Origin of the sequence: Shewanella sp. ULN5, assembly GCF_030731885.1 — a bacterium.
GTDB lineage: Bacteria > Pseudomonadota > Gammaproteobacteria > Enterobacterales > Shewanellaceae > Shewanella > Shewanella holmiensis.
This window is the reverse complement of record NZ_JAPJEE010000005.1, coordinates 173,295-196,462: the sequence shown is the minus strand read 5'-3', so window position 1 is coordinate 196,462 and position 23,168 is coordinate 173,295. Positions and strand designations below refer to the sequence as shown.

23 protein-coding genes and 1 tRNA gene are annotated in these 23,168 nt (G+C 41.1%); 13 read left to right on the top strand and 11 right to left on the bottom strand.

The features are described 5' to 3' along the window. The first annotated feature begins 118 nt into the window (after nt 1-118). Together ORI98_RS07240 and ORI98_RS07235 are read left to right on the top strand one after the other, a co-directional pair. A tRNA-Gln gene (locus ORI98_RS07240) sits at nt 119-193 on the top strand. 257 nt (nt 194-450) lie between these two features. Further along, on the top strand, nt 451-741 hold the full coding sequence (locus tag ORI98_RS07235; protein ID WP_306134773.1) for a YkgJ family cysteine cluster protein: 291 nt from the start codon (nt 451-453) through the stop codon (nt 739-741). A gap of 73 nt (nt 742-814) precedes the next feature. Here ORI98_RS07235 and ORI98_RS07230 read toward each other — a convergent pair whose 3' ends face one another. The 4 genes from ORI98_RS07230 to lolB form a co-directional block, all read right to left on the bottom strand. Then, a complete protein-coding gene (locus tag ORI98_RS07230; RefSeq protein ID WP_306134772.1) occupies nt 815-2,959 on the bottom strand; it encodes a M3 family metallopeptidase in 2,145 nt (714 codons plus the stop codon). A gap of 188 nt (nt 2,960-3,147) precedes the next feature. Then, the gene (locus ORI98_RS07225; RefSeq protein WP_261297401.1) at nt 3,148-4,095 is read right to left on the bottom strand and encodes a ribose-phosphate pyrophosphokinase; all 948 of its coding nucleotides are present in this window, start codon (nt 4,093-4,095) and stop codon (nt 3,148-3,150) included. Between the two features lie 81 nt (nt 4,096-4,176). Then, nucleotides 4,177-5,040, bottom strand: coding sequence for a 4-(cytidine 5'-diphospho)-2-C-methyl-D-erythritol kinase (gene ispE, locus ORI98_RS07220; RefSeq protein ID WP_306134771.1), 864 nt, complete (start codon nt 5,038-5,040; stop codon nt 4,177-4,179). Between the two features lie 9 nt (nt 5,041-5,049). Further along, on the bottom strand, nt 5,050-5,679 hold the full coding sequence (lolB, locus tag ORI98_RS07215) for a lipoprotein insertase outer membrane protein LolB (protein WP_306134770.1): 630 nt from the start codon (nt 5,677-5,679) through the stop codon (nt 5,050-5,052). A gap of 212 nt (nt 5,680-5,891) precedes the next feature. Here lolB and hemA point away from each other — a divergent pair, with 212 nt between their 5' ends. The 8 genes from hemA to ORI98_RS07175 all read left to right on the top strand — a co-directional run bounded on the left by hemA (nt 5,892) and on the right by ORI98_RS07175 (nt 13,797). Beyond that, nucleotides 5,892-7,142, top strand: a complete 1,251-nt coding sequence (gene hemA / locus ORI98_RS07210) for a glutamyl-tRNA reductase (protein ID WP_261297398.1) — start codon at nt 5,892-5,894, stop codon at nt 7,140-7,142. 14 nt (nt 7,143-7,156) lie between these two features. After that, entirely contained in the window at nt 7,157-8,242 is a 1,086-nt protein-coding gene (prfA, locus tag ORI98_RS07205) for a peptide chain release factor 1 (protein WP_261297397.1), read from the top strand. 9 nt (nt 8,243-8,251) lie between these two features. Continuing rightward, complete coding sequence (gene prmC, locus ORI98_RS07200; protein WP_306134769.1) at nt 8,252-9,106, top strand: peptide chain release factor N(5)-glutamine methyltransferase; 855 nt, start codon at nt 8,252-8,254, stop codon at nt 9,104-9,106. An 86-nt stretch (nt 9,107-9,192) separates the two neighbouring features. Then, nucleotides 9,193-9,588 carry a SirB2 family protein gene (locus ORI98_RS07195; protein ID WP_188840497.1) on the top strand — a complete coding sequence of 132 codons (396 nt, stop codon included), beginning with the start codon at nt 9,193-9,195 and terminating at the stop codon, nt 9,586-9,588. A 10-nt stretch (nt 9,589-9,598) separates the two neighbouring features. After that, on the top strand, nt 9,599-10,387 hold the full coding sequence (locus tag ORI98_RS07190; protein ID WP_261297395.1) for a tetratricopeptide repeat protein: 789 nt from the start codon (nt 9,599-9,601) through the stop codon (nt 10,385-10,387). A gap of 353 nt (nt 10,388-10,740) precedes the next feature. After that, nucleotides 10,741-11,988 carry a DUF819 domain-containing protein gene (locus ORI98_RS07185; protein WP_306134768.1) on the top strand — a complete coding sequence of 416 codons (1,248 nt, stop codon included), beginning with the start codon at nt 10,741-10,743 and terminating at the stop codon, nt 11,986-11,988. Between the two features lie 17 nt (nt 11,989-12,005). Then, nucleotides 12,006-12,857, top strand: coding sequence for a 3-deoxy-8-phosphooctulonate synthase (gene kdsA / locus ORI98_RS07180; protein ID WP_306134767.1), 852 nt, complete (start codon nt 12,006-12,008; stop codon nt 12,855-12,857). Nucleotides 12,858-12,924: 67 nt separating this feature from the next. Beyond that, nucleotides 12,925-13,797 carry a DMT family transporter gene (locus ORI98_RS07175; protein WP_261297392.1) on the top strand — a complete coding sequence of 291 codons (873 nt, stop codon included), beginning with the start codon at nt 12,925-12,927 and terminating at the stop codon, nt 13,795-13,797. 2 nt (nt 13,798-13,799) lie between these two features. On the opposite strand, the gene ORI98_RS07170 is transcribed toward ORI98_RS07175, so the two are convergent. Next, nucleotides 13,800-14,741: a ketopantoate reductase family protein gene (locus ORI98_RS07170; RefSeq protein ID WP_261297391.1), complete on the bottom strand. Its 942-nt coding sequence runs from the start codon at nt 14,739-14,741 to the stop codon at nt 13,800-13,802. A 14-nt stretch (nt 14,742-14,755) separates the two neighbouring features. Continuing rightward, nucleotides 14,756-15,124 carry a VanZ family protein gene (locus ORI98_RS07165; RefSeq protein WP_306134801.1) on the bottom strand — a complete coding sequence of 123 codons (369 nt, stop codon included), beginning with the start codon at nt 15,122-15,124 and terminating at the stop codon, nt 14,756-14,758. Between the two features lie 153 nt (nt 15,125-15,277). Between ORI98_RS07165 and ORI98_RS07160 the strand changes: the two genes are divergently transcribed. Next, entirely contained in the window at nt 15,278-15,763 is a 486-nt protein-coding gene (locus ORI98_RS07160; protein ID WP_188840503.1) for a YajQ family cyclic di-GMP-binding protein, read from the top strand. A gap of 447 nt (nt 15,764-16,210) precedes the next feature. On the opposite strand, the gene ORI98_RS07155 is transcribed toward ORI98_RS07160, so the two are convergent. The 4 genes from ORI98_RS07155 to ORI98_RS07140 form a co-directional block, all read right to left on the bottom strand. Further along, a complete protein-coding gene (locus ORI98_RS07155; RefSeq protein WP_306134766.1) occupies nt 16,211-17,644 on the bottom strand; it encodes an MFS transporter in 1,434 nt (477 codons plus the stop codon). 151 nt (nt 17,645-17,795) lie between these two features. Then, entirely contained in the window at nt 17,796-18,128 is a 333-nt protein-coding gene (locus ORI98_RS07150; protein ID WP_306134765.1) for a hypothetical protein, read from the bottom strand. A gap of 303 nt (nt 18,129-18,431) precedes the next feature. Beyond that, the gene (locus ORI98_RS07145) at nt 18,432-18,977 is read right to left on the bottom strand and encodes a peptidylprolyl isomerase (RefSeq protein ID WP_371931131.1); all 546 of its coding nucleotides are present in this window, start codon (nt 18,975-18,977) and stop codon (nt 18,432-18,434) included. A gap of 109 nt (nt 18,978-19,086) precedes the next feature. Beyond that, a complete protein-coding gene (locus tag ORI98_RS07140) occupies nt 19,087-19,653 on the bottom strand; it encodes a YajG family lipoprotein (protein ID WP_306134763.1) in 567 nt (188 codons plus the stop codon). Between the two features lie 169 nt (nt 19,654-19,822). Here ORI98_RS07140 and ORI98_RS07135 point away from each other — a divergent pair, with 169 nt between their 5' ends. Beyond that, on the top strand, nt 19,823-20,848 hold the full coding sequence (locus ORI98_RS07135) for a DUF2804 domain-containing protein (RefSeq protein WP_306134762.1): 1,026 nt from the start codon (nt 19,823-19,825) through the stop codon (nt 20,846-20,848). A gap of 37 nt (nt 20,849-20,885) precedes the next feature. Continuing rightward, nucleotides 20,886-21,770: a sterol desaturase family protein gene (locus ORI98_RS07130; RefSeq protein ID WP_306134761.1), complete on the top strand. Its 885-nt coding sequence runs from the start codon at nt 20,886-20,888 to the stop codon at nt 21,768-21,770. Nucleotides 21,771-21,804: 34 nt separating this feature from the next. Here ORI98_RS07130 and ORI98_RS07125 read toward each other — a convergent pair whose 3' ends face one another. Next, complete coding sequence (locus tag ORI98_RS07125) at nt 21,805-22,938, bottom strand: methyltransferase (RefSeq protein WP_306134760.1); 1,134 nt, start codon at nt 22,936-22,938, stop codon at nt 21,805-21,807. Nucleotides 22,939-23,168 lie beyond the last annotated feature (230 nt).

The following is a 23,168-nucleotide window of genomic DNA, read 5'->3' as shown; positions in this document are numbered from 1 at the left end:
GTGAAATTGGTAGACACGCCAGATTTAGGTTCTGGTGCCGCAAGGTGTGAGAGTTCAAGTCTCTCTTCCCGTACCATCAAATTCTTCTAAAGTACTTCCTTTCGAAATAAAAAATAATTGGGGTATCGCCAAGTGGTAAGGCACCGGGTTTTGATCTCGGCATTCCCAGGTTCGAATCCTGGTACCCCAGCCATTTTTATCTTTATTGTTATTCTCAAATCTTATGATAAACCACATTTGTATAAAACATTTGTGATAATAATTAGCCTTTTCCTGTAGCCTGTAGTCATACTTCTTAGTGACTCTACTTTCTTTTGTAGTATTTTTTGAGCGGTTTATTGCGGATGGAAGATGGCATTTAGATTTAAGGTTCATTGCCGAACCAGAAAGCCCAAATATACCGTTAATACCAACCATGATGCTGTGTAACGAGTGTAAACCTAGACTGACATGAAGATTGAAATAAAAGACATTACTACTGAAACTGTGAGTTGCTCAAATTGCCAGGCATGCTGCTGCCGCTTAGAAGTCATGATTATTTCTGAAACGGGTGTACCTAAGAAATATATCGAGTTTGATAAGTGGGGCGGGGAAACCATGTTACGTTTGTCTGATGGTTGGTGCTCAGCATTAGATAGAGAAACCATGATGTGCACGATTTATGAGAACCGTCCCTGGATTTGCCGAGAATTTGAAATGGGCTCATATGAATGTGTCACCCAAAGGGCTGAGGTGAGTTAATTTTTACTTACCAGCGCGTCATCAAGATAAAAAAATGCCGCTAAGATTAGCGGCATTGTCGTTTTAATGCGTGTTAGTTTAACCCACGACGCTTAAGTAATGCTTCTGTGGTTGGTGCTTGTCCTCTGAAGGATTGGTAAGCTTCCATTGGTGGCACGCTATTGCCTACTTCACGAATCGTTTTACGATACTTCATGCCTATTTCACGGTTTAAGCCGCCTTGTGTTTGTACATAAGCAAAGGCATCAGCAGCTAAAATCTCACTCCACATATAGGCATAGTAACTAGCAGAATAGCCACCAGGGAATGAATGTGCAAAGAAGCTTGATTTATAACGTGGTGGTACCGCAGCAATGTCAACTCCATGCTTTTTGAGTGCAGCGGCTTCAAAGGTTGCAACATCTTGCTGTGGTGCATCAGCTGGCAGTGAGTGCCATTCTAAATCCACCAATGCAGCAGCCATGTATTCCAAGGTGTCGAATCCTTGGTTAAAGCTACGTGAATTCAGTAACTTTTGCAGCAGGGCTTCTGGGATCACTTCGCCGGTTTGGTAATGTTTAGCGTAATTGGCTAACACTTCAGGATGTGCAGCCCAGTCTTCCTCAAATGTTGATGGAAATTCAACAAAATCACGTGATACAGCCGTTCCCGCTAAGCTTGGATATTTCACTTTGGAGAACATACCATGGGTGCCATGACCCATCTCATGGAACATGGTCGTGACTTCATCGTAGCTGACAAATGTCGGTTCACCCTCTGGAGCTTTTTTAATGTTCATGACATTAACAACCACAGGTTTGGTGTCTAGTAATGTCGATTGACCTACGAACGAGCTCATCCATGCGCCACCACGCTTCCCTTCACGGGCAAAGTAGTCGGCATAGAAAATGGCCATTGAACTACCATCAACATCAAACATTTCGTAAGCTTTGACATCTTCATGATAAACAGGCAAATCTGGACGAGGCTTGAGAGTGACGCCATAAAGTTTTTCAAGGGTGAAAAACACCCCATCTTGTAAAACTCGATCAAATTCGAAATACGGTTTAATTGTTTCAGAATCTAAATCAAATTTATCTTGGCGTACCTTTTCTGCATAAAATTCCCAATCCCATGGGGCTAAAGTAAAGTCACCACCGGTTTTGGTGATCATCGCTTGAATATCAGCGGCTTCTTTTTCGGTATTGGCCACAACAGCAGGCACCATAGAACCAAACATGCTGTAAACCGCTTCAGGCGTTTTTGCCATTTGCGGCGCTAATTGATAATCAGCCCAACTTTTAAAACCTAGCAATTTAGCTCGCTCGGCGCGAAGTTGTGCTAAACGTGACACTAATGATGCCGTTTCATTTTCACCACTTAAACCACGGTTAGCTGATGCTAACCAGATACGCTCGCGAAGTTGACGATTTTCAAGTTTGGCTAATACAGGTTGGCGTGTCGTGTTGGTGATATTGATGACGTATTTACCGGCATGACCTTGAACCTCTGCGTCCATTTTTGCAGCTCGTATCTCACTGTCTGATAATCCTGCTAATTCATCAGCAGAATCAACCACCACGGCATTTTGCTTGGTTAATGCTAGTAATCGCTGGCTAAACTCATTGGTTAAAGTGGATTGCTCTTCGTTTAGTAAACGGATCTGTGCTTTTTGTTGGTCGGTTAATTTTGCACCAGCCAACACAAAACGTTGATGATACACCTCAATTAAACGCACTTCTTCGGCGGTTAAATTGAGTAAATCTCGTTGCTGATAAAGGCTGTCAACACGCGAGAATAGTGCACTGTTAAGATGAATGTTATCTGAATGAGCGGCCATAACTGGCGCCATTTCACCTTGGATCTTAAGCAATGTTGGATTGCTATTTGAGCCCGTTAGATTGTAAAAAACTTGCGAAGTACGATTCAGTAATTCACCACTTGTTTCCATCGCAACAATCGTGTTGCTGAAGGTTGGCGCTTCACTATTATTAGCAATATTCAGAATTTGCTGATAATGCTCTTTAATGCCTTGCTCTAATGCGGGTTGAAAATGGGCATCTTTGATAATGCTAAAGTCGGGGGCTTGATACTGTAAAGTGCTGGGTGTTAACAATGGATTTAGCATCTGTACATTTTGAGCGACAGTGGTTTGAGTTGCTGATGTGTCATTTGCGATTGAACAACCTGTCGCCATAAAAGATGCGGCTATTGATACTGCCAGTAATGCCTTGTGCATATGAGTGAACCTTCAATAAATTGTGTCTATTATTTTTGTGCCGACAAGGTAACAATCCAATCTTAAAAGCGTCTTAATCCCATGAGCAAAAGCGATAATGACGAATTTTATCCATAAAAAATGCCGTTTGTAATAATACAAACGGCATTCATAAAACGGGATCAGTAAATGTTTACTGAGCGTGATATTTAGTGGCGGAACATTGCAGAGATAGACTCTTCGTTGCTGACGCGACGAATTGCTTCAGCAAGTACAGCTGACATAGTTAGCTGGGAAACTTTACCGACTTTAAGCATTTCAGGGCTTAACGGTACAGTATCGGTTACGATCACTTCATCAATCACAGAGTTAGCGATATTTTGGGCAGCATTACCAGAGAATACTGGGTGAGTCGCATAAGCAAACACGCGGTTAGCACCGTGTTCTTTTAGCGCTTCAGCGGCTTTACATAAAGTGCCACCCGTATCAATCATGTCGTCAACAATAATACAGTCACGGCCTTGAACATCACCAATGATGTGCATGACTTGAGCAACGTTTGCTTGTGGACGGCGTTTATCGATGATGGCGAGATCAGAATCATCTAATAATTTAGCAACGGCACGTGCACGAACAACACCACCAATGTCTGGTGAAACCACAACCGGGTTATCTAATTTCTTCGCTAACATATCTTCAAGTAACACAGGGCTACCAAATACGTTATCTACAGGCACATCAAAGAAACCTTGAATTTGCTCAGCATGTAAATCACAGGTTAACACGCGGTCAACACCGACACTTGATAAGAAGTCGGCAACCACTTTAGCGGTAATAGGGACACGAGCACTGCGTACACGACGGTCTTGACGAGCGTAACCAAAGTAAGGAATTACAGCGGTAATACGGCCAGCAGAAGCGCGACGTAGCGCATCAACCATTACGATGAGTTCCATTAGGTTATCGTTGGTTGGTGCACAAGTAGATTGGATGATAAATACATCTGCACCACGTACGTTTTCGTTAATTTGAACACTGATTTCACCGTCGCTGAAACGGCCTACAACTGCGTCTCCAAGTTTGCAAAATAAACGGTCGGCAATCTTGGCGGCTAGATTTGGGGTAGCGTTACCAGCAAAGAGCTTGATGTCGGGCACTTTATGAACCTCAGGTGTTTGCTTAAATTAGTGGCTAAATCAATTTTATGTGTTTGCACTCAAAATTGACTCAGAAGAATATTAATCGAGCTTACTTAAACGCGCTAACAGCGGAGAAGTATTGAGCCCTTTTGCGACAAAGCCTTTCATGTCAGCCGGTAATTGCGCTAATACGTCTAATGCTTGTTGCGAATGCTTGAATTCCCCAAACACACATGCGCCTGTTCCGGTCATTCTCGACGGCGCATATTCTACCAGCCAGCTTAAGGCATTGGCAACTTGAGGGTGCTCTTTGATAACTAAATTTTGACAATCATTTGTCCATTTATTGGACATTAATGTGTCCAAGTGAAGCTTTGGTGTACAACGGGGTAAATCGGAATGTTGAAAAATACTGCGAGTACAAACGTGGGTGTCAGGGGTGATCACTAAGTACCAAAGCTCTGGAGGGGTAACGCTTTGAAGTTTCTCACCAACCCCCTCAGCAAAAGCCGCTAACCCATTAATAAATACAGGTACATCAGCACCTAGCGCTAATCCTAGCTCAGCCAGTTTGGCATTCGGCAAGCGAGTATTCCACAGTGCATTAAGTGCGACTAATGTGGTTGCAGCGTCAGATGAGCCGCCACCAAGACCGCCACCCATTGGCAATAATTTATCTAACCAGATGTCTGCACCACCATGATATCCACTGTAATCTTTTAACGATTTTGCAGCCTTAAGAATTAAGTTATCGCTGTCAGGGACAGAATCAGACATATTTGAATGAAGACGAATTTCTGGTGTTTCAGTGATATGAAAATCAAGGTAGTCGCAATGATCGATAAATTGAAACAGAGTTTGCAGCTCGTGGTAACCATCTTCACGTTGGCCAGTTATGTGTAAAAATAAATTTAATTTAGCAGGTGCGGGCCAACTTTTGGACACTGGGAGAGTGGTTTTCAATTTATTATCCTATTGATTCACATTTGGGCTTTTTACTTTGGCGTCTAATGCCTGCCATAAATTGGTTTGGATTCTAATTTGCACATCATTTCGTTCTATTTTTAACAGTCTCGGCACCAAAGCCCCGCTTTGCTGTTGCCAGTTAATAAAACTTACTTTCCAGTCGGATTGGGCATCAGGGCTACTGAATTGCTTAATTTGGCCTGCAGAATTATAGCTGATAACTTTGTCGTGGGCACCAATTCTACCTGTTAGCCACAACGGAATATCATTATAAGGAATGGTGATGCCACTCACCCCTTCGAGCAAAGCTTGGGCGTTATTATCATGGTAGGTTTTACCATCAACATTTAATGTTGCAAGGCCTTGATCATTTTTTAAGGTCAGTACATTGGTCCCCAGTGGTGTAGTTAGGCGCAATTCATTACCCTGAGTATGATGGAACCAATATAAGTTAGTGCTAAACTTGTCGGTTGAAGATTTGAATGCAATCTTGCCCTGAAGCTCCCAGTTACTCGCTTCTTGGGTATTTGCCACGTTAATTGGCTGGTATTCTTGAGTCGGTAACGTGCTACAAGCACTTAACAGCAGTAGAGCAGATGCTATCGCATAATATTGTGATTTAAAAAAACGTTGCAAAAGTGACTCGTATACAAAACAGAGGATGTCTTTATAATACTGCTCATTGGCAAAGTTGTAAAAATGCTTTTGCGATTCAAATTAAGATATTGTTACCAGAAAGAAAAAATTAGACATATATTCGGTTTTGTTAACCCTATTGTGTTTTTAATTGAGCTGATTAAGTAGAATGGCCTAATTAACGATACCGAGAAGAACTTAGAACGAGTCAGATGAGCCTAGTAGCAATCGGGATAAACCATAAAACCGCCACGGTAGATTTGCGTGAGAAAGTCGCTTTTTCGCCAGACAGAATACACGATGCGATGAAAAGCTTGGCCAGCCGTACCTCAACGGGTGAAGCTGTGATCGTGTCTACCTGTAACCGTACCGAACTTTACTGTAATAATGCCAGCGAAGCCGACATTATAGAATGGCTGCAGGATTATCATGGTTTAAGCCATGAAGAATTAATGCCCTGTATTTACGCTTACAAAGAGCAAGTTGCGGTAAAACATTTGATGCGAGTATCGTCAGGATTAGATTCTTTGGTCTTAGGTGAACCGCAAATTCTAGGCCAGGTAAAACAAGCTTTTGCGAAAGCCAAAGAAGCGGGAACAACCGCAATTACCATCGATAGATTATTTCAAAATACTTTTTCAGTGGCTAAAAAAGTCCGTACTGAAACTGAAATCGGCGCTGCAGCGGTATCAGTTGCCTTTGCTGCTGTCAGTATGGCCAAACACATTTTCTCTAGTTTAAGTCGCACAAAAGTGCTGTTGATTGGTGCGGGTGAGACGATTGAACTCGTAGCAAAACACCTAAAAGACAATGACGTGGCATCAATTGTTGTGGCTAATCGCACTATCGAACGTGCACAAGCCATGTGTGAAGAGTTCAATGCGACAGCAATTACCCTACAGCAAATTCCAGATTACCTTGCTAAGGCTGATATTGTGATATCCTCTACCGCCAGTCCATTACCTATTTTAGGTAAAGGCATGGTCGAAAAGGCACTAAAACAACGTCGTCATCAACCTATGTTGCTTGTTGATATTGCCGTGCCAAGAGATATTGAAGCGGAAGTCGGTGAGTTAGACGACGCTTTCCTTTATACTGTGGACGATTTACATAGTATCATTGAACAGAACATGGCTTCCCGAAAGGAAGCGGCCGAGCAAGCTGAATTAATCACTGAAGAACAATCCCATGTATTTATGGAATGGGTTCGCTCTTTAGAGTCTGTTGACAGTATTCGTGAGTATCGCAGCCAAAGTGTGGCAATTAAAGACGAGTTAGTTGAACGTGCCTTGAACAAATTGGCTCAAGGTGGCGATGGCGAGCAAGTATTATTGGAATTAGCGAACAGATTAACCAATCGCCTGATCCACGCACCCACACAAGCACTTACGGCAGCAAGCCGTCAAGGCGATCTGAATACGTTAGGACAATTAAGAATAGCGCTCGGACTCGATAAAAATTAAGGTTAGCGAGCTAAATGAAAGAATCCGTTATCCGCAAGCTTGAAGGCTTGCTTGAGCGAAATGAAGAAGTATTGGCTTTATTATCTGATGCTGGCGTTATCGCCGATCAAGAGCGTTTTCGCGCACTATCAAAAGAATATTCTCAACTTGAAGATGTCGTAAAGGGTTTCAAAGATTTTCAACAGGCCCAAGTAGATTTAGAGTCTGCAAAAGAAATGCTTGAAGAAGATGACGCAGAAATGCGTGAAATGGCCCAAGAAGAAATCAAACAAGCTAAAGTTGAATTAGCCCGTTTAGAAGATGAATTGCAAATTCTGTTACTGCCAAAAGATCCAAACGATGATACCAATGCATTCATGGAAATTCGTGCGGGTGCTGGTGGTGATGAAGCCGCTATTTTTGCTGGCGATTTATATCGTATGTACAGCAAGTATGCTGAAGCAAACCGCTGGCAGATGGAAGTCATGAGCGTCAACGAAGGCGAACACGGCGGCTTTAAAGAGATTATTGTTAAAGTGAGTGGCGAAAGCGTTTATGGCCGCTTGAAGTATGAGTCAGGTGGACACCGCGTTCAGCGCGTACCTGAAACAGAATCTCAAGGTCGGGTGCATACTTCAGCCTGTACTGTGGTTGTTATGCACGAAGTACCTGAAGCTGAAGCGATTTCAATTAATCCAGCCGATTTAAAAGTCGATACTTTCCGCGCATCAGGTGCCGGTGGGCAGCACGTTAACAAAACTGACTCAGCTATTCGTATTACCCATATTCCATCGGGTATTATTGTTGAATGTCAGGATCAACGTTCGCAGCACAAAAACCGCGCCCAGGCGATGAGTGTTTTGGCTGCTCGCATTCAAGCCGTTGAAGATGAAAAACGTCGCAGTGAAGAAGAGTCTACTCGTCGCAGTCTAGTGGCAAGTGGCGATCGCTCTGAGCGTATTAGAACTTACAATTATCCACAAGGTCGAGTCAGTGATCATCGCATCAACTTAACACTTTATCGCTTAGGTGAAGTGATGGAAGGTGATTTGAATGCTTTGTTAGATCCCATTATGCAAGAGCATCAAGCGGACTTACTTGCAGCCTTGTCTGGCGACTAAGGACATCTCTTGCCCCAGTCATCCTATTCCACAATAGTTGAAGCCCAACAATGGGCTTTTTCACAACTGGCCTCAACCTCTGAATCTGCTCATGTGGATGCAGAGGCATTGCTGGTTCATTGCCTCAATAAATCACGTAGTTTTTTATATACTTGGCCTGAAAAGACATTGACGGTCGAGCAATTTAAAAACTTTCAGCAAATGATCAAAAAACGCCAACAAGGTATGCCAGTTGCGCATATTATCGGCGAGCGTGAATTTTGGTCGTTACCTTTTATTGTTAATGAGTCGACACTCATTCCGCGCCCAGATACTGAAATTTTAGTTGAAACCGCCCTCAATCTTGATGTGCGATTTAATGCTAGAGTGTTGGACTTAGGCACAGGTACTGGTGCTATTGCATTATCTCTTGCCCATGAAAATCCTAAATGGCGCATTACCGCGATAGATAAAGTTCCTGAGGCGGTAGCGCTAGCCAAAGCAAACCGCGCAAATTTGAATCTTGAACAAGTCGAGATTTTACAATCTGATTGGTTTAGTGCTGTCAAAGATAGAGACTTTGATTTGATTGTCTCTAATCCGCCTTATATTGACGAGCAAGATGAACATTTACACATGGGCGATGTTCGCTTTGAACCACAAAGTGCATTAACGGCTGCCGATGAGGGTTATGCCGATCTTTATCATATTGCTGATAAAGCCCGTGAGCATTTATTGCCTGGTGGTTTTTTATTGCTTGAACATGGTTACCAGCAAGCGATAAAGGTGAGACAAAAATTGATTGATTTAGGTTACAAAGATGTCGCGACAGTGCGTGATTTTGGCAGTAACGATCGCTGCACTATAGGTACATGGACTGATTAGTGATCGTACCCAATGCTATTGGAAAGCGGTTAGTTTATCGAGTAAACTAGCCGCTATTTTATTTATGCCTAACTGAGAACACAATAATGGAAACATTTTACAGTTTATATCCGGCGGTAAAACATACACATTTAATGTTTATTGCTTTGAGCGTTGCGTTTTTTATTTTGCGCTTTGTACTGCATATTCGTCAATCACCGCTTATGGATAGAAAGTTTCTTAAAGTGGCACCGCATGTAATTGATACTTTCTTATTAGTGTCAGGCTTTACACTTTGCTTTATGATCAAGCAGTATCCGTTTGTGGATCCATGGATGACCGAAAAAATCATCTGTGTTGTGGCATATATTGTATTAGGGATCATGGCACTTAAATCTAACCGAAATAAACTGTTCAAGTTTTTCGCCTTTATTGGTGCAATCGGTTGGTTAGTGTTAGCGGCCAAGCTGGCTCATTTTAAACAAGTCGTATTAATGGGTTAATTGATTTTTAATGGCAAAACTTCAACTTGATGATGCAGTTTCTATACCTGAAACTGCATTTGAGCTTTCTGAACATTTAGGTTTTTCTCGCGCACAACCGGCCTTATGGGCATGGTATGAAATTGCAGGCTCAGTATTGAGCCATTATGTAGTCGATCAAAATGCGCGCTTACAAAGACTATTTAATTGGTTTTATAATGATTTAGGCTTTCAAGCACGGGATGATTACTTCAGCGTGGAAGCGGCTGATCTGTGTTATTGCGTGTTAAAAAGACAGGGTAATAGTACTACGCTTGCCACTTTATTGGTGCTGTTAGCAAAGCAGCTAGATTTACCTTTAGATGCCGTATTACTGCCAGGGCAAACGGTGTTGCGTAGCTTATTGAATGATAAAATCAGTTACTTTGATCCATTAACAGGTAAAGAGCTAAGTCGACATCAATTACACTCTTTAGTGCGTGGCGAGCTTGGTAATGCGGCGAAATTGAAGCCGAGCCATATTAAGCCTGCCACGTTAAAGCGTTTAATTAGCCGTATGCTTCATGAATTAAAAGCAGGTTGTATTGTTAGCCAAAAATATGAGCAGGCAATGGAATGCTGTAATTTATTGTTGCAATGGCATCCTGACGATGTGCACCTTAATCGGGAACGTGCTTTTATTGCTCAGCAATTAGGCTGTATAAAAGTGGCTATGTCAGATCTGCAGCATTTTATTGATAATAGTCCGCATGATCCTGTCATTGAATTGGTTAAAATGCAGTTAAAGGAACTTAGCCAACATTCACAAATTTATCATTAACAAATCAGGCTCTTTTGAGCCTGATTTGTTATGATATCCTCCTTTTAATATACAGAGGTACCAATACCTGTATTTAAAAAGGACGTGGTTTTAGCATGTCACTCTTTTATCATTTGGTGTTTGCAATTTGTTGTCAGCATCTCGCCTTGATAAAAGTGTGGTAAAGCCACATACAGTTAAGTATGAAGCCAGTTTACAATAGAATATCAACTGACTTTATTGGCTAAATAATCTTATTTCACCCATATGGTGATTATTGTTTAGTCATTAGAATAAAAATAAACAGTAAAAAAATAATAAAATAATTTAAGCGAAAATCGCTTTTACACTGCATTTGCAAGGGAGAGAATTGCATGACGACGTCTGCACTGGTCACGAATGACGCCACCGCACTGGGTTTGCTCGCTGCCATTTTGGGTTTTGTATTTTACACTAGTTCTTCGCCACATCCTTTTTGGCAAAAATTCTATAAGTTTATACCTGCACTGTTATTGTGCTACTTCTTGCCCTCGCTACTGAATACATTTGGGGTTGTTGACGGTCATGCATCGCATTTGTATTTTGTTGCATCGCGCTATCTTTTACCTGCATGCTTAGTGCTACTAATTCTCAGCGTTGATTTAAAGGCTATTTTAGGTCTGGGGCCTAAAGCCGTCATCATGTTTTTAACTGGTACTGTCGGTATTGTTATTGGTGGGCCGATTGCTTTGTTACTGGTTTCATTTATCGACCCTACGCTAATTGGTAACAATGGCCCAGACGCGGTTTGGCGGGGAATGACAACACTTGCGGGTAGCTGGATTGGTGGTGGAGCTAACCAAGCTGCTATGAAAGAAATTTATGATGTTGGCGGTGAAATATTTTCTGTGATGGTGACTGTTGATGTGATTGTCGCCAATATTTGGATGGCAGTGCTATTATTTATGGCATCTAAAGCCAAAGAGATTGATGCTAAAACGGGCGCAGATACCCGTGCCATTGAAGTGCTTAAAGCTAAGGTTGAAAAGTATCAGGCAGAAAATGCTCGCATTCCTAGTCAACGCGATTTAATGATGATCGTTGCTGTTGGTTTTAGTATTACCGGTTTTGCCCATTTGGCTGCTGACTTTTTAGGGCCGTTCTTTGAAACCAATTATCCATGGACTGCAGATTACAGTTTAACGTCAAAGTTTTTTTGGTTAGTGGTGATAGTGACGACAGTCGGCTTAGCTATGTCATTTAGCCCTGTGAGGCACTTAGAAGCAGCAGGCGCATCTAAAGTGGCAACAGCATTTTTATACATCTTAGTTGCGACTATTGGTTTACATATGGATGTGACTAAAATAATGGATACCCCCATTTACTTTTTAGTGGGTATTGTATGGATGCTGGTACACGCAGGATTTATGCTCTTAGTCGCTAAATTAATTAAAGCGCCATTGTTTTATATGGCGGTAGGCAGTCAAGCTAACGTTGGTGGTGCAGCTTCTGCGCCGGTCGTGGCTGCAGCATTCCATCCAGCTCTCGCCCCGGTTGGGGTATTACTGGCAGTATTAGGTTATGCATTAGGTACTTACATGGCTTGGCTATGTGGTCAGTTTTTACAAATTATTGGCGCGTAATTCGCTAAGAAGGTTAAATGAATCAGAAAATCATTGAATTAGCTAATGGCATTGAAGTTGCCAACGATAAACCCTTTGTTTTATTTGGTGGCATGAATGTGCTTGAATCGCGTGACTTAGCCATGTCGATAGCTGAACACTATGTTGAAGTGACCCAAAAATTGGGTATTCCATATGTGTTTAAAGCTTCTTTTGATAAAGCGAATCGTTCATCCGTTCATTCATATCGTGGCCCAGGTATGGAAGAAGGTTTGAAAATTTTTGAAGAAATTAAGCGCACCTTCAATGTCCCTATCATTACCGATGTGCATGAAGTGTATCAATGTAAACCTGTTGCCGAAGTGGTTGATGTGATCCAGTTACCAGCATTTCTAGCTCGTCAAACTGACTTAGTGGTTGCTATGGCAGAGACTGGCGCCATTATTAATGTGAAAAAACCGCAGTTTTTAGCACCACATGAAATGCGTCATATCGTTAAAAAGTTTAACGAAGCGGGTAATGATAATATTTTACTTTGTGAACGTGGCAGTTGCTTTGGTTATAATAACTTAGTTGTTGATATGCTGGGTATGGACGAAATGAAGCAATCTGGTTATCCGGTGATATTTGATGCAACGCATGCGCTGCAGCGTCCCGGTGGCAGAACCGATTCAGCTGGCGGGCGTCGTGCTCAAGCGACAGAACTGGCCAGAAGTGGTATGGCGTTAGGTATTGCGGGATTATTTATCGAGGCGCATCCTGATCCTGACAACGCTAAATGCGATGGTCCATGTGCTTTACCATTACATCAATTAGAAAATTATCTCTCTCAAATGAAAGCGGTTGATGATTTAGTTAAATCGTTTGATTATATCGATACCAGTAAGTAATCTACATATCTAAAGCCCTGAACATTCAGGGCTTTTTTATAGATAAATGCACAAGGACGAATAGGTAATGTGGATAGCTTTTACGGTACTTGCCGCTTTTATGCAGGCTTGGCGCAATGCATTTCAAAGCCAATTAAGCCAAGAGGTTAACATTGCTGGTGTCACATTGGCCCGCTTTATCTGGGCTGGTCCTATAGCGCTTTTTTATCTATTCAGTTTGTATCAGTGGCAACCCACTGAGATCCCCTATTTTAATTTCTCTTTTTGTCTATTTGTGATTGGTGCATCTTTGATGCAAATCTTGGCCACAGGTTTGATGGTTAAACTGTTTAAAATGCAAAATTTTGCGGTCGGGGCAGGGCTGGCAAAAAGTGAGGCATTGGTCGCGGCAATTTTAGGCGTGTTGTTCTTTGGCACCCAGTTGACTTTACTCGGTTGGTTGGGCGTGGTTATAGGCGGTATCGCCATTATGCTATTAAGTGCTAAGCAAGGCTTTAAGCAGTTATCCATCAAAACAGTATTACTTGGTTTAGCCTGTGGTAGCGCTTTTGCGTTGACGTCGCTGTGGGTACGAGAAGCTAGCTTACAACTTGATGCGCCTTTCCCTCATGGTGCTGCTTGGGTATTGTTGGCGGTGATCAGCTTGCAAACGCTTTTACTGGTTGGATATTTGTTGGTTTATGACAAACTGACGTTAACTGATTTATTTAAACGGCCTAAATTAACTTTACTGATCAGTATAACCAGTTGTATTGGCTCAATAGGTTGGTTTACGGCAATGTCTTTACAGGCTGTACCCTATGTAAAAACACTTGGGCAAATAGAGGTGTTCTTCATGATGTTGATCGCCAGTTTTTGGCTTAAGCAAAAGGTGAAAGTGAACGATATGCTGGGGTTACTGCTGATTGCCGTTGCGGCAATTTTAGTCATGTGGAATTAGCTTTATTGCTGATATTTTGTTTCAAGGCTTTTTATACGCTGTAAATTAAGAGTATTGGCCGGCACATTAATATTATGGTGCGTACCTCGAGCGACAATGTAACCGCTAATATAGTCAATTTCAGTTTGACGCTGATGATAAATGTCTTGGTACATTGAAGACAGATTATTACTGGTTAGCGTTATCACTTGATAAACAAGTTCATGGCAAGCAAGATCATCAAGTTCAACATTATCGGCTTTAGCGACGATAATGCATTCTGTAATAATCTGCGTAATTTCGGCTTTATATTCATCATTTGCTAATTGACCATTTTTGCACTGATAAAATGCGGTTAGTGGGTTAATGGCGCAATTTATGACGAGTTTTTGCCATAAAGCACTAAGAATATGATCATGCCAACTGGCATTAGGGATCGCCTCTAAAATAGCTTCTTTAAGTGGTTGTTTAAGTGCTAATCCTGAATAATGACCTAGGGTTGTTTGCCCTATACCAGTATGAGTAATTTGCCATTTAGCCGAGCGAAGAGCCCCTTGAGAGGTTGTTGCTAAACTTAACCCCATTTGCGGATAATCTGATAGTTTTCGGGCTAAAGAGATATGAGGCCCCATGCCGTTGTGTAATAAGATAATATGGCAGTTTTGTGCCAGCGTTGGTAGTAAGGCATCGATCAGATCATCAACTTGATAGGCTTTTACGCACACAATAATTACATCAAGTTTTTTGATTTTAGGGGTGTGTTGCCCAAGTACCGTAATCATTTTGTGCTGAACAGCATGATTTATATTGGTAAAAAATAAGGTTTGCTGCTGCGATTCGGATTCGCGGCAAATTAATTGTACCGAGAGTTTATTCGGTAGGGGTGATGTACTTGTTGATAATTGCTGGAATATTAATTGCCCAATAGCACCAGCACCAACGACGCCAATTCTATGTTTTGTCATCAGAATTGGGCCGATTACTTAGGGTGACTAGACTTAGCTTTAAGCTTTTTATATTGCACAAAGCTGAAGTTAAGTAGGTAAAACAACACTATTCCTGCTAAATCAGCGATAACATCACCAATTGAAGCACTGCGATAAGGTAATCTGGATTGAACAATTTCAATTAACATGGCATAGCCAGCCAATACCCCGAACAAATAATACCATTTGGGTTTAAATGCATAATGCGCCAGGAATGCTAAGCCGAAGAAACTACCTAAATGGCCAACTTTATCCATATGTTGGAACGTTTGCGGATAATTAGGTTTTGAGAAAACTAAGTAACTGGTTACTACAACCGCTACCAGTAACGCTAGCTTAAAAAAGTTCCGATAATTGATCACAAGTGTTACATCTGCCTTGAGGCTTAGCAAAAATTTGCCCCATCATAAGAAAACTCGTGCTTAAAGTCATCTATATTCCGTGTCTATCTCGCCTAAAAGCCCATTATTGCGTTAAAATAGATTAAATTTTCCCAGTTTTAGTTAAGGTTTCTTATGCCATCAATGGATATTGTGTCTGAAGTTAAAAAAGAAGAAGTGCGCAACGCAGTCGATAATACTAAACGTGAATTAGACACGCGCTTTGATTTTCGAGGCAAGAATGCCAATGTTGAGCTTAAAGATTTAGTGGTTACATTATCTGCTGAAGACGACTTTCAGTGTAATCAGTTAGTTGACATGTTACGCATGCAATTAAGCAAACGCGATGTTGATCCCGCCTCAATGGAGGTGGATGAAAAAGCGGTTCACAGTGGTAAAACTTTTTCCTTAAAAGTGAAATTTAAAGAAGGTATTGAAGCATTAACTGCTAAAAAATTGGTTAAGCTGATTAAAGATAGCAAATTAAAGGTACAGGCAGCCATTCAGGGTGACAGTATTCGAGTCACTGGTAAGAAGCGTGATGATCTGCAAGCTGTTATGCGTATCGCCCGAGAATCTGAATTAGACCAACCTTTCCAGTTTAATAACTTTAAAGACTAGCGGCTGTTGATCTTTTTCGGTGAAATATTGTACGAGATAAAACGAATTAAGCATGCCGAGTGGAGTGCAGCCTTGCATACTAAGCAAAATTCACTCAACACAGTTTAATTCGTTTTAGCTGAATCCCTCAGACGGCGTCTGTGGCATTTATTACGGCGTTATAGACATATCAAGAAGAATAATTGCATTGCAAAGCCTCAGCCTTGTATAAATGGTCAATAATTTGCTGTCAAAACGAGCTTGAAAGGTCAATAGACCCTAACCTGTGCGTTAAACAAAAAAACCGACCATTAATGTGTCGGTTTTTATGTTCTAGCGTTCAATAATAAAAGGCTGCTTTATAATCATTAAGTCAGCTTTTCGCTTGCCAATAGCGGATTCACGTTAGATTGTATCTTCATAAAGCCGAGTCATAAATTTCACTAAAATTGTGGCGTTTACACCGTATTATTTCTTATCTGACTTCTGCTCATTTTCAGCTTCATTTTCTGCTTCAGTTTTAGCTTTAGCTTCAATGCGTTGTTCTTCTATGATGTTGGCTCTATTAAGTAAGCTTATCAATAACAATACCGGAAAGCCGATAAAACTGGCTGCGATAAAAAAGTTTACATAACCAAATGCATTAACGTACTCCCCTGAAAACCCAGCAATAAATTTGGGGAATAAAATCATAATTGACGACAATAACGCATATTGAGTTGCGCTATAACCGCTGCTGGTTAATTTTGATAAATAGGCAATAAAGGCTGCAGTTGCAATGCCGGCACTAAAATTGTCGACCGAAATAGCAAAGGTCAAAAATGATACGTTGTAACCAATGTGGGCTTGCCACGCAAACAATAAATTGGTTAACGCAACTAACAAGGCTCCTAAAAATAGAATCCGCATCGTGCCGTATTTCATTACTAAAATGCCACCCGCACCCGCTCCGAGCAAGGTCATGATTAAACCGTATACTTTGCTTAAAAAAGCGATTTCTTCTTTGCTAAAACCCATATCCACATAAAACACATTGGCCATAACGCCCATGACAATATCGGAGATTCGGTAGCAGGAGATCAGTAACAATATCAAAATGGCGGTTTTGCCATAACGCCTAAAAAAGTCACTGAATGGCAACACACTGGCACTGTAAAACCATGCAAAAGCCTTAGCGACTTTATCAGGATAACGCTCAGAAAAGTGCAATTGTAGCAAGCGCTCTTCTTCATCGGCTTCTTTAGTATCAACAAGCGGCTCTTTGGCAAACAATGTTGTTATCAGACCGACTCCCATTAACAACGCCATGATCAAATACGCAGTTTGCCAAGATTCAAGATTGTATCCTTGATTATCTGGCGATACCCAAGCAGCAATAGTTAGTGCGCCTGCGGTGGCGACGATCATGGCACTGCGATAACCAACCTGATAAGCGGCTGCCAATGCAGCTTGCATTTTTTCTGGGGCTGACTCGATTCTAAATGCATCAATAACAATATCTTGGGTAGCAGAAGCAAAAGCTAATAGCAGGGCACAAAGGGCAAGTCGTTCTAGATCCTCTAAAGGATCACTCATCGACATGCCTATGATCGAGCCAATTAAGCACAGTTGGGCGAAGATCATCCATCCTCGACGCCTGCCAAAAAAAGCCGTGAATATGGGTAACGACATGCGATCAACTAACGGCGACCAAGCCCATTTGAAGGCATATGTTAGTGCTATCCAGCTAAAGTAGCCAATGGCAGCCCTATCAACACCAGCCTCTCTTAACCAAAAGCTTAAGGTTGAAAAAACCAGCATTAACGGTAAGCCCGCTGAAAAGCCAAGCAATAATAAAATAAGTACCCGTTTATGATAATAAACAGCAACTAGGTCACGACAACGACTTAATATATCCGACATGAATTCAAGGCTAAAGAGGCAATAGGGCTAGCTTACGGGGTGTGATTGAATGGTTCAAGCCATTGATTATTAATTTAGCTTAAATCAATGGCTCGTTGTTGAGAGTGAGTATCAAAAGTGGTGTGTTGTTATTATAACCGAACCCAAATGGCTAGGGCCGAATACCGACACAACTTTGTGGAAACGTACCGCCAATATTGATGTAATCGCAACATTCATCCACTTGGCTGCGTAGCAATTGATTACCACGAAGTGCCCAATCAGGCCATTTGTCGAAGCAATGTAATAAATACCAAAATACGGTTTCAGTGTCAGTTTGTGGGCATTCCATCGCAGGGGAAATCTCTGTTAAGTGTTGCCACTCTTCAAGAACATCCCACATGTAAAGTTGAATTTCTTTATATTCTAGTTGGTTATCTAAGAAGGCTTTACCGTAAAAAGCCAGTTGTGGTGCTTTAGTTTCAATAAAATCGTTAGCTGTCATATGAACGTCCTTGAAATGAATGCGTGTAGGAAACAGCATGTAAACTACCTTTAGAGTATAGACGTAAAAGTGTAAATCGATAAGCAAGGACTGAAAAATTAATCTTTGTTAAAATTAAGTAGATTAACGAATTAATTTAATAGGTTACAGATGGAAAATAGATTTAAAGCGGTGATAGCAATAAAAATAACAATAAAGAAAGTAAGGTTTTTGTCGATAGCGCATTTTTCGGAATAGGAATGCGCTATCGAGTGACATAAAGCGGATCAATTTTAGTGAAATAATGACTATCGAGCTAATGATTTAACGTGCTAACAATGTCGCTTTATTTAAAATAACCTGATTAACAGGAACATCAGGCCAGTTTAAGGTTTTATTATGCGCCGTTGGTACTAAAGATATGGCTTCTAATACATCCATTCCTTCCACTACCTCACCAAATACCGCATATCCCCAGCGACGTTTTGACGGATCCAGTTTTTTATTGTCACCAACATTGAAATAAAATTGACGAGTGGCTGAGTGCGGGTCGTTATCGCGTGCCATCGCAATTGTACCTAATCCATTAGATAAACCATTTCCAGACTCATTAACAACAGGATCAGTGGAAGGAAGCTCTGCTAATGCAGGCGTTAATCCACCACCTTGTACGACAAACTCAGCAATCACGCGGTGAAAAATGGTGTTGTTATACTCACCTTTTACCACATAAGTCAGAAAGTTATCCACTGTTCTGGGAGCTCTAGTACGGTCTAGTTCTACAACAATTTTACCCATAGAGGTGTCAAATGCGACTTTGGGATAAAGCGTATCGGGTTGAATATCAACGGCGGCTTGAGCATGACTCATGCTGATAAGCACAATTACGACAACTGCGATAATGGCATTTAATCTAGCAAACATGGGTATTCCTTTTCTTATATGTGATGTCAGCGTTTATCTATTGAATGTTTATCCGTTAATTATTTAAGAACTGATGCAGTTCATCATCATTTAGAATTTCTGTGGTTAATTTATCGATTAATTTGTTAATGTCTAATTCGAGTGTGGCGAAGTCAGGACTAAATGCACCTTTGAGATAGCCATTTCCACTAAAGCTTTTGGTAAATTCTTGACGTAAATTAGTCGCCTTCACATTAATAACCAGACGCGTTTTAGCCTCGTAATTCATCGTGTTATCCGTTACATCTGTCAGTAAATATTCCAGCTGGAATTGCACTTGCTTACTTGCCGCGGGATCTATTACATAACCCGCTTTTCGCATGCCAGCACGAAACAAAGCATCAAGTTGCACTCGAACAGGTTCACTGGCACTGACTAATCTAGGTGGCTTTGGCGCTTGATCAAATTGAACAATAAAGTTTTTTGAGCGAGTATCAACCATTTCAAAACTGATAGCCGTGTCATTGTTGGTATGCAAACTTACTGCGCCCAGAGTGGGATTTAATGCAATGTGAGTGGGCTCGTTGCTGGCACAAGCGCTTAATAGCAGAATGCTCAATACAGTTAGAATTATTTTTTTCATGGTGAGTTTAAAAATCATTGTGTTAACAAATACAGATGCGTAAAGGATACCAGAAATCTTGCTTTTTAACAGGGTTGGAATTGTCTTGGGTTGGCTTTATGTTGATTGACAATCGGCATTGTTCAGGTCAAGTTAACAGCAATAATGATGTTAATGGTATGGATGTATTATGCAGCTTGTGCAACCGCAACTGGCTCCAGCAAATTTAATCGGCCCTGATGGCCAACCTACTTTTGGTTTATTTGATGGCAGCGTTGAAAATCTCAATGTAAAGGCGTTTAAGTACCATAACGAAATGGACAAACCTGCATCGGTAATGGCAAAGCATTTTGATTTTAAACAGTTTCAATTTGTGAGTATTGTTACTCAACGGTATATTTTAGGCTTGGCAATCGCGGATATTCGTTATGCTGCGTCGAGCTTTTGTTATCTTTATGACATTAAATCGAATCGTTTAGTGCAGTCTGAGTGGTTAAGACCATTTGGCTTAGGTTGCCGGTTAAGTGCATCGCCTCAAAATGGGATAGCTAGGGTTGGCAGTAAGCTGCATCATTTCCAGTTTGAAATTAAAGAGGGTCATTGGCACGTCAATATTATGCTAACTAATATTCAAGCCAAACTGACCTTGTCTGCTCCGCCATTGAGTTTACCGCTGAGCTTATCAACTCCAACGGGTTATAACGGCTGGACCTATACCCAAAAACACAATGCACTAACAGTTGCTGGTGAGCTGACCATTTTTAGTGAGCCACAACCATTACAACATGCTTTGGCAAGTTATGATTTTTCAGCAGGTTATATGCGGGCGAAAACGGCCTGGCGCTGGGCTTCGATAAGCGCTATGACGCCGCAAGGTACTATAGGATTAAACTTAGCGGCAGGTGTAAATGAAACTGGAAATACTGAAAATGTGATGTGGGTGAATGGTCAACGGCATTTTTTAGGGGCTGCTAACTTTATGTTTAATCGTCATATTAGTGATGATTTTTGGCAAATAACCACAAATGATGGCCAAGTTGATTTAACCTTTAGATCACTTAATTGCCGTAAAGAAAAATTAAACCTTGGATTTATAAAAAATAACTTCCGCCAATATATCGGGTATTACAGCGGTGTGTTGACTGATAATAACGGTAAAAGATATCAATTGCATAATCAACTCGGATTAGCGGAAGACCATTTTGCAAAATGGTAATGAAGTTTTACTTTACGGATGATGAACGGAACACTAAATGAATTTTGATTGGCTGATATCTCACCCTGAAGTGCTGTTGTTAGTGCTTGCTCCGCTATTTTTTGTGTGTATTTTGCTTGAATGGCTTGTTCGAAATCGTTTACCTGCCAGCGCGCAATACCATGGCGTTGAAGTAATGTGTAACTTTGCACTTGCGGCAATGCATCAACTTGCCGACCTGCTTAGCGGATTATTGATTGCCAAGCTGTATTTGTGGCTGTTTGATTGGCGCTTGTTTGATATACAAATGACATTGGTGAGTTTTATCGTTTTGCTAATAGCACAAGATTTTTGTTATTACTGGTTTCACCGTGCAAGTCATCGCATTCGCTGGATGTGGGCAGCACATGTTGTGCATCACAGCTCAGAAACCATGAATTTCAGCACTGCGTTTAGACAAAGTCTAATGTATCCATTAGCGGGTATGTGGCTATTTTGGTTGCCACTTGTCATTATAGGCTTCGACCCTAACTGGGTTGTGTTTGCGGTATTGCTTAATTTAGGTTTGCAATTTTTTGTGCATACTCAAGCCGTTAAGTCATTAGGTGTTATTGAGTACATTTTTAATACCCCGTCTCATCATAGGGTGCACCATGGGCGTAATCCGCAGTATATTGATAAAAATTACGCTGGTGTGTTAATCATTTGGGATAAGATATTTGGCACATTTGAGCCAGAAGTTGCCACGGTTGAATATGGCATCACTAAACCTGTTAATAGCCTGAACCCTATCACAGTAACATTCGCAGAATGGCGAGATTTACTGACTGACCTTAAAGATCCTAAATTAAGTGGAAGGCAAAAAGTTAAGCTGTTGTTTTCACCGCCGCAAACTGCTCGCTCACTTGAAAATGAACCTGCTGATAGAGAGCAACAGGGATAGCGTTTACAGGCGAAAGAGTGAATTACTCGGTCGCTTATTGCTTAATAGCCTGCAAAATAACGAACTTATCGTTTGATGCTATAGTGGTGCAATTTTTAAAAATACGTTTTATTTTAACGTGATAGGCTAAATGGCGATTACCTACTATGTGTAACACGCCGCCTGTTGACAGTTTGCGATATGCATCTAAGAACATCTGCCAGGCAATATGATCTGTTATGGCTTCACCTTGATGGAAAGGAGGATTGCACAACACTAGGTCGGGAGTATCATCACCAAGATTGGTTAAGCAATCATCCCAGTGAAACTCAGCTTTTGCTTGAAGTTGATTTGCATGATAGTTAATCCGACTTGATTCTACCGCCATTTCTGAGTCATCAACAAAGTGGATAGTTGCATTAGGGTGTAACTGCGCAGCACGTAAACCCAAAATGCCATTACCACAGCCTAAATCAACGATATTACGGTATTCACCTTTTGGCATATTATCTAACATAAATCGCGCGCCAATATCGAGCTTGTTAGCCGCAAACACGTTAGTAAGGTTTTCAATCGTTAAGTTTAACTCATCTACATTCCAGCTTACCTTTTTAGGTAATTCACGCTCAAACCCATCACTAATACAGGTAATAATACGCGTTTTCTTCCAGGTTAAACTTGCAGACGCTGGCCCTAAATTTTTGGTAATCAACTCAATAATTGTTTTGTTAATTGATTTGGCTTTAGCGCTAATTAACACTTGTACGCCCTTTGGCAATACATGTGACAGGCGCTGTAATTGATGGGCGAAGTAACTTAAGTTTTTAGGTAACTTCATTAACACCAGTTGAATATTGCTCGGCAGTAATTCTCGGCTATTAAAGTTGTTGATATGGGCATTACTGAGTTGGTTAGCGAGTAAGTTTTGTTGCGCACCTAACAAACTGGTTTTTGCGTCTGTTTCAACCATTAACGGCCAATTTGGATTGATTGCAGTTAATGCACACTGAAGGGCACCGAAGCTGTCATTAATAATCGCAGTATTGACAGGTTCTAGCTGCTGCTCAAGCAGATGTTTCACAAGGTGCTCGTCGCCAGCATCCCATGCCTGCAGATTAGATTCTTGCTGTTTAGGGTAACGAAATAGTGAAAGTACGATACCTTGGCAGGAGAATTGGCTAGCAGTCATAAATTTACCCAGAAGTTTATAGCATTAAAGCCGCTAATTATCTCAGTTCAAGCGTAAGATTGAAATCAATTAATGCCATCTTAAAGTGATATGCTGACAGTTAAGTTTCAAGTTAACCTAGTTAGTTAAGCGTATTTTCGCGGTTAAATGCTAGCGCTCATTTTATTCAAGCTACGAGCCTACTTTATTGTTTACGCCAAAATATCTTAAGCTGATTACGATATTCTTGG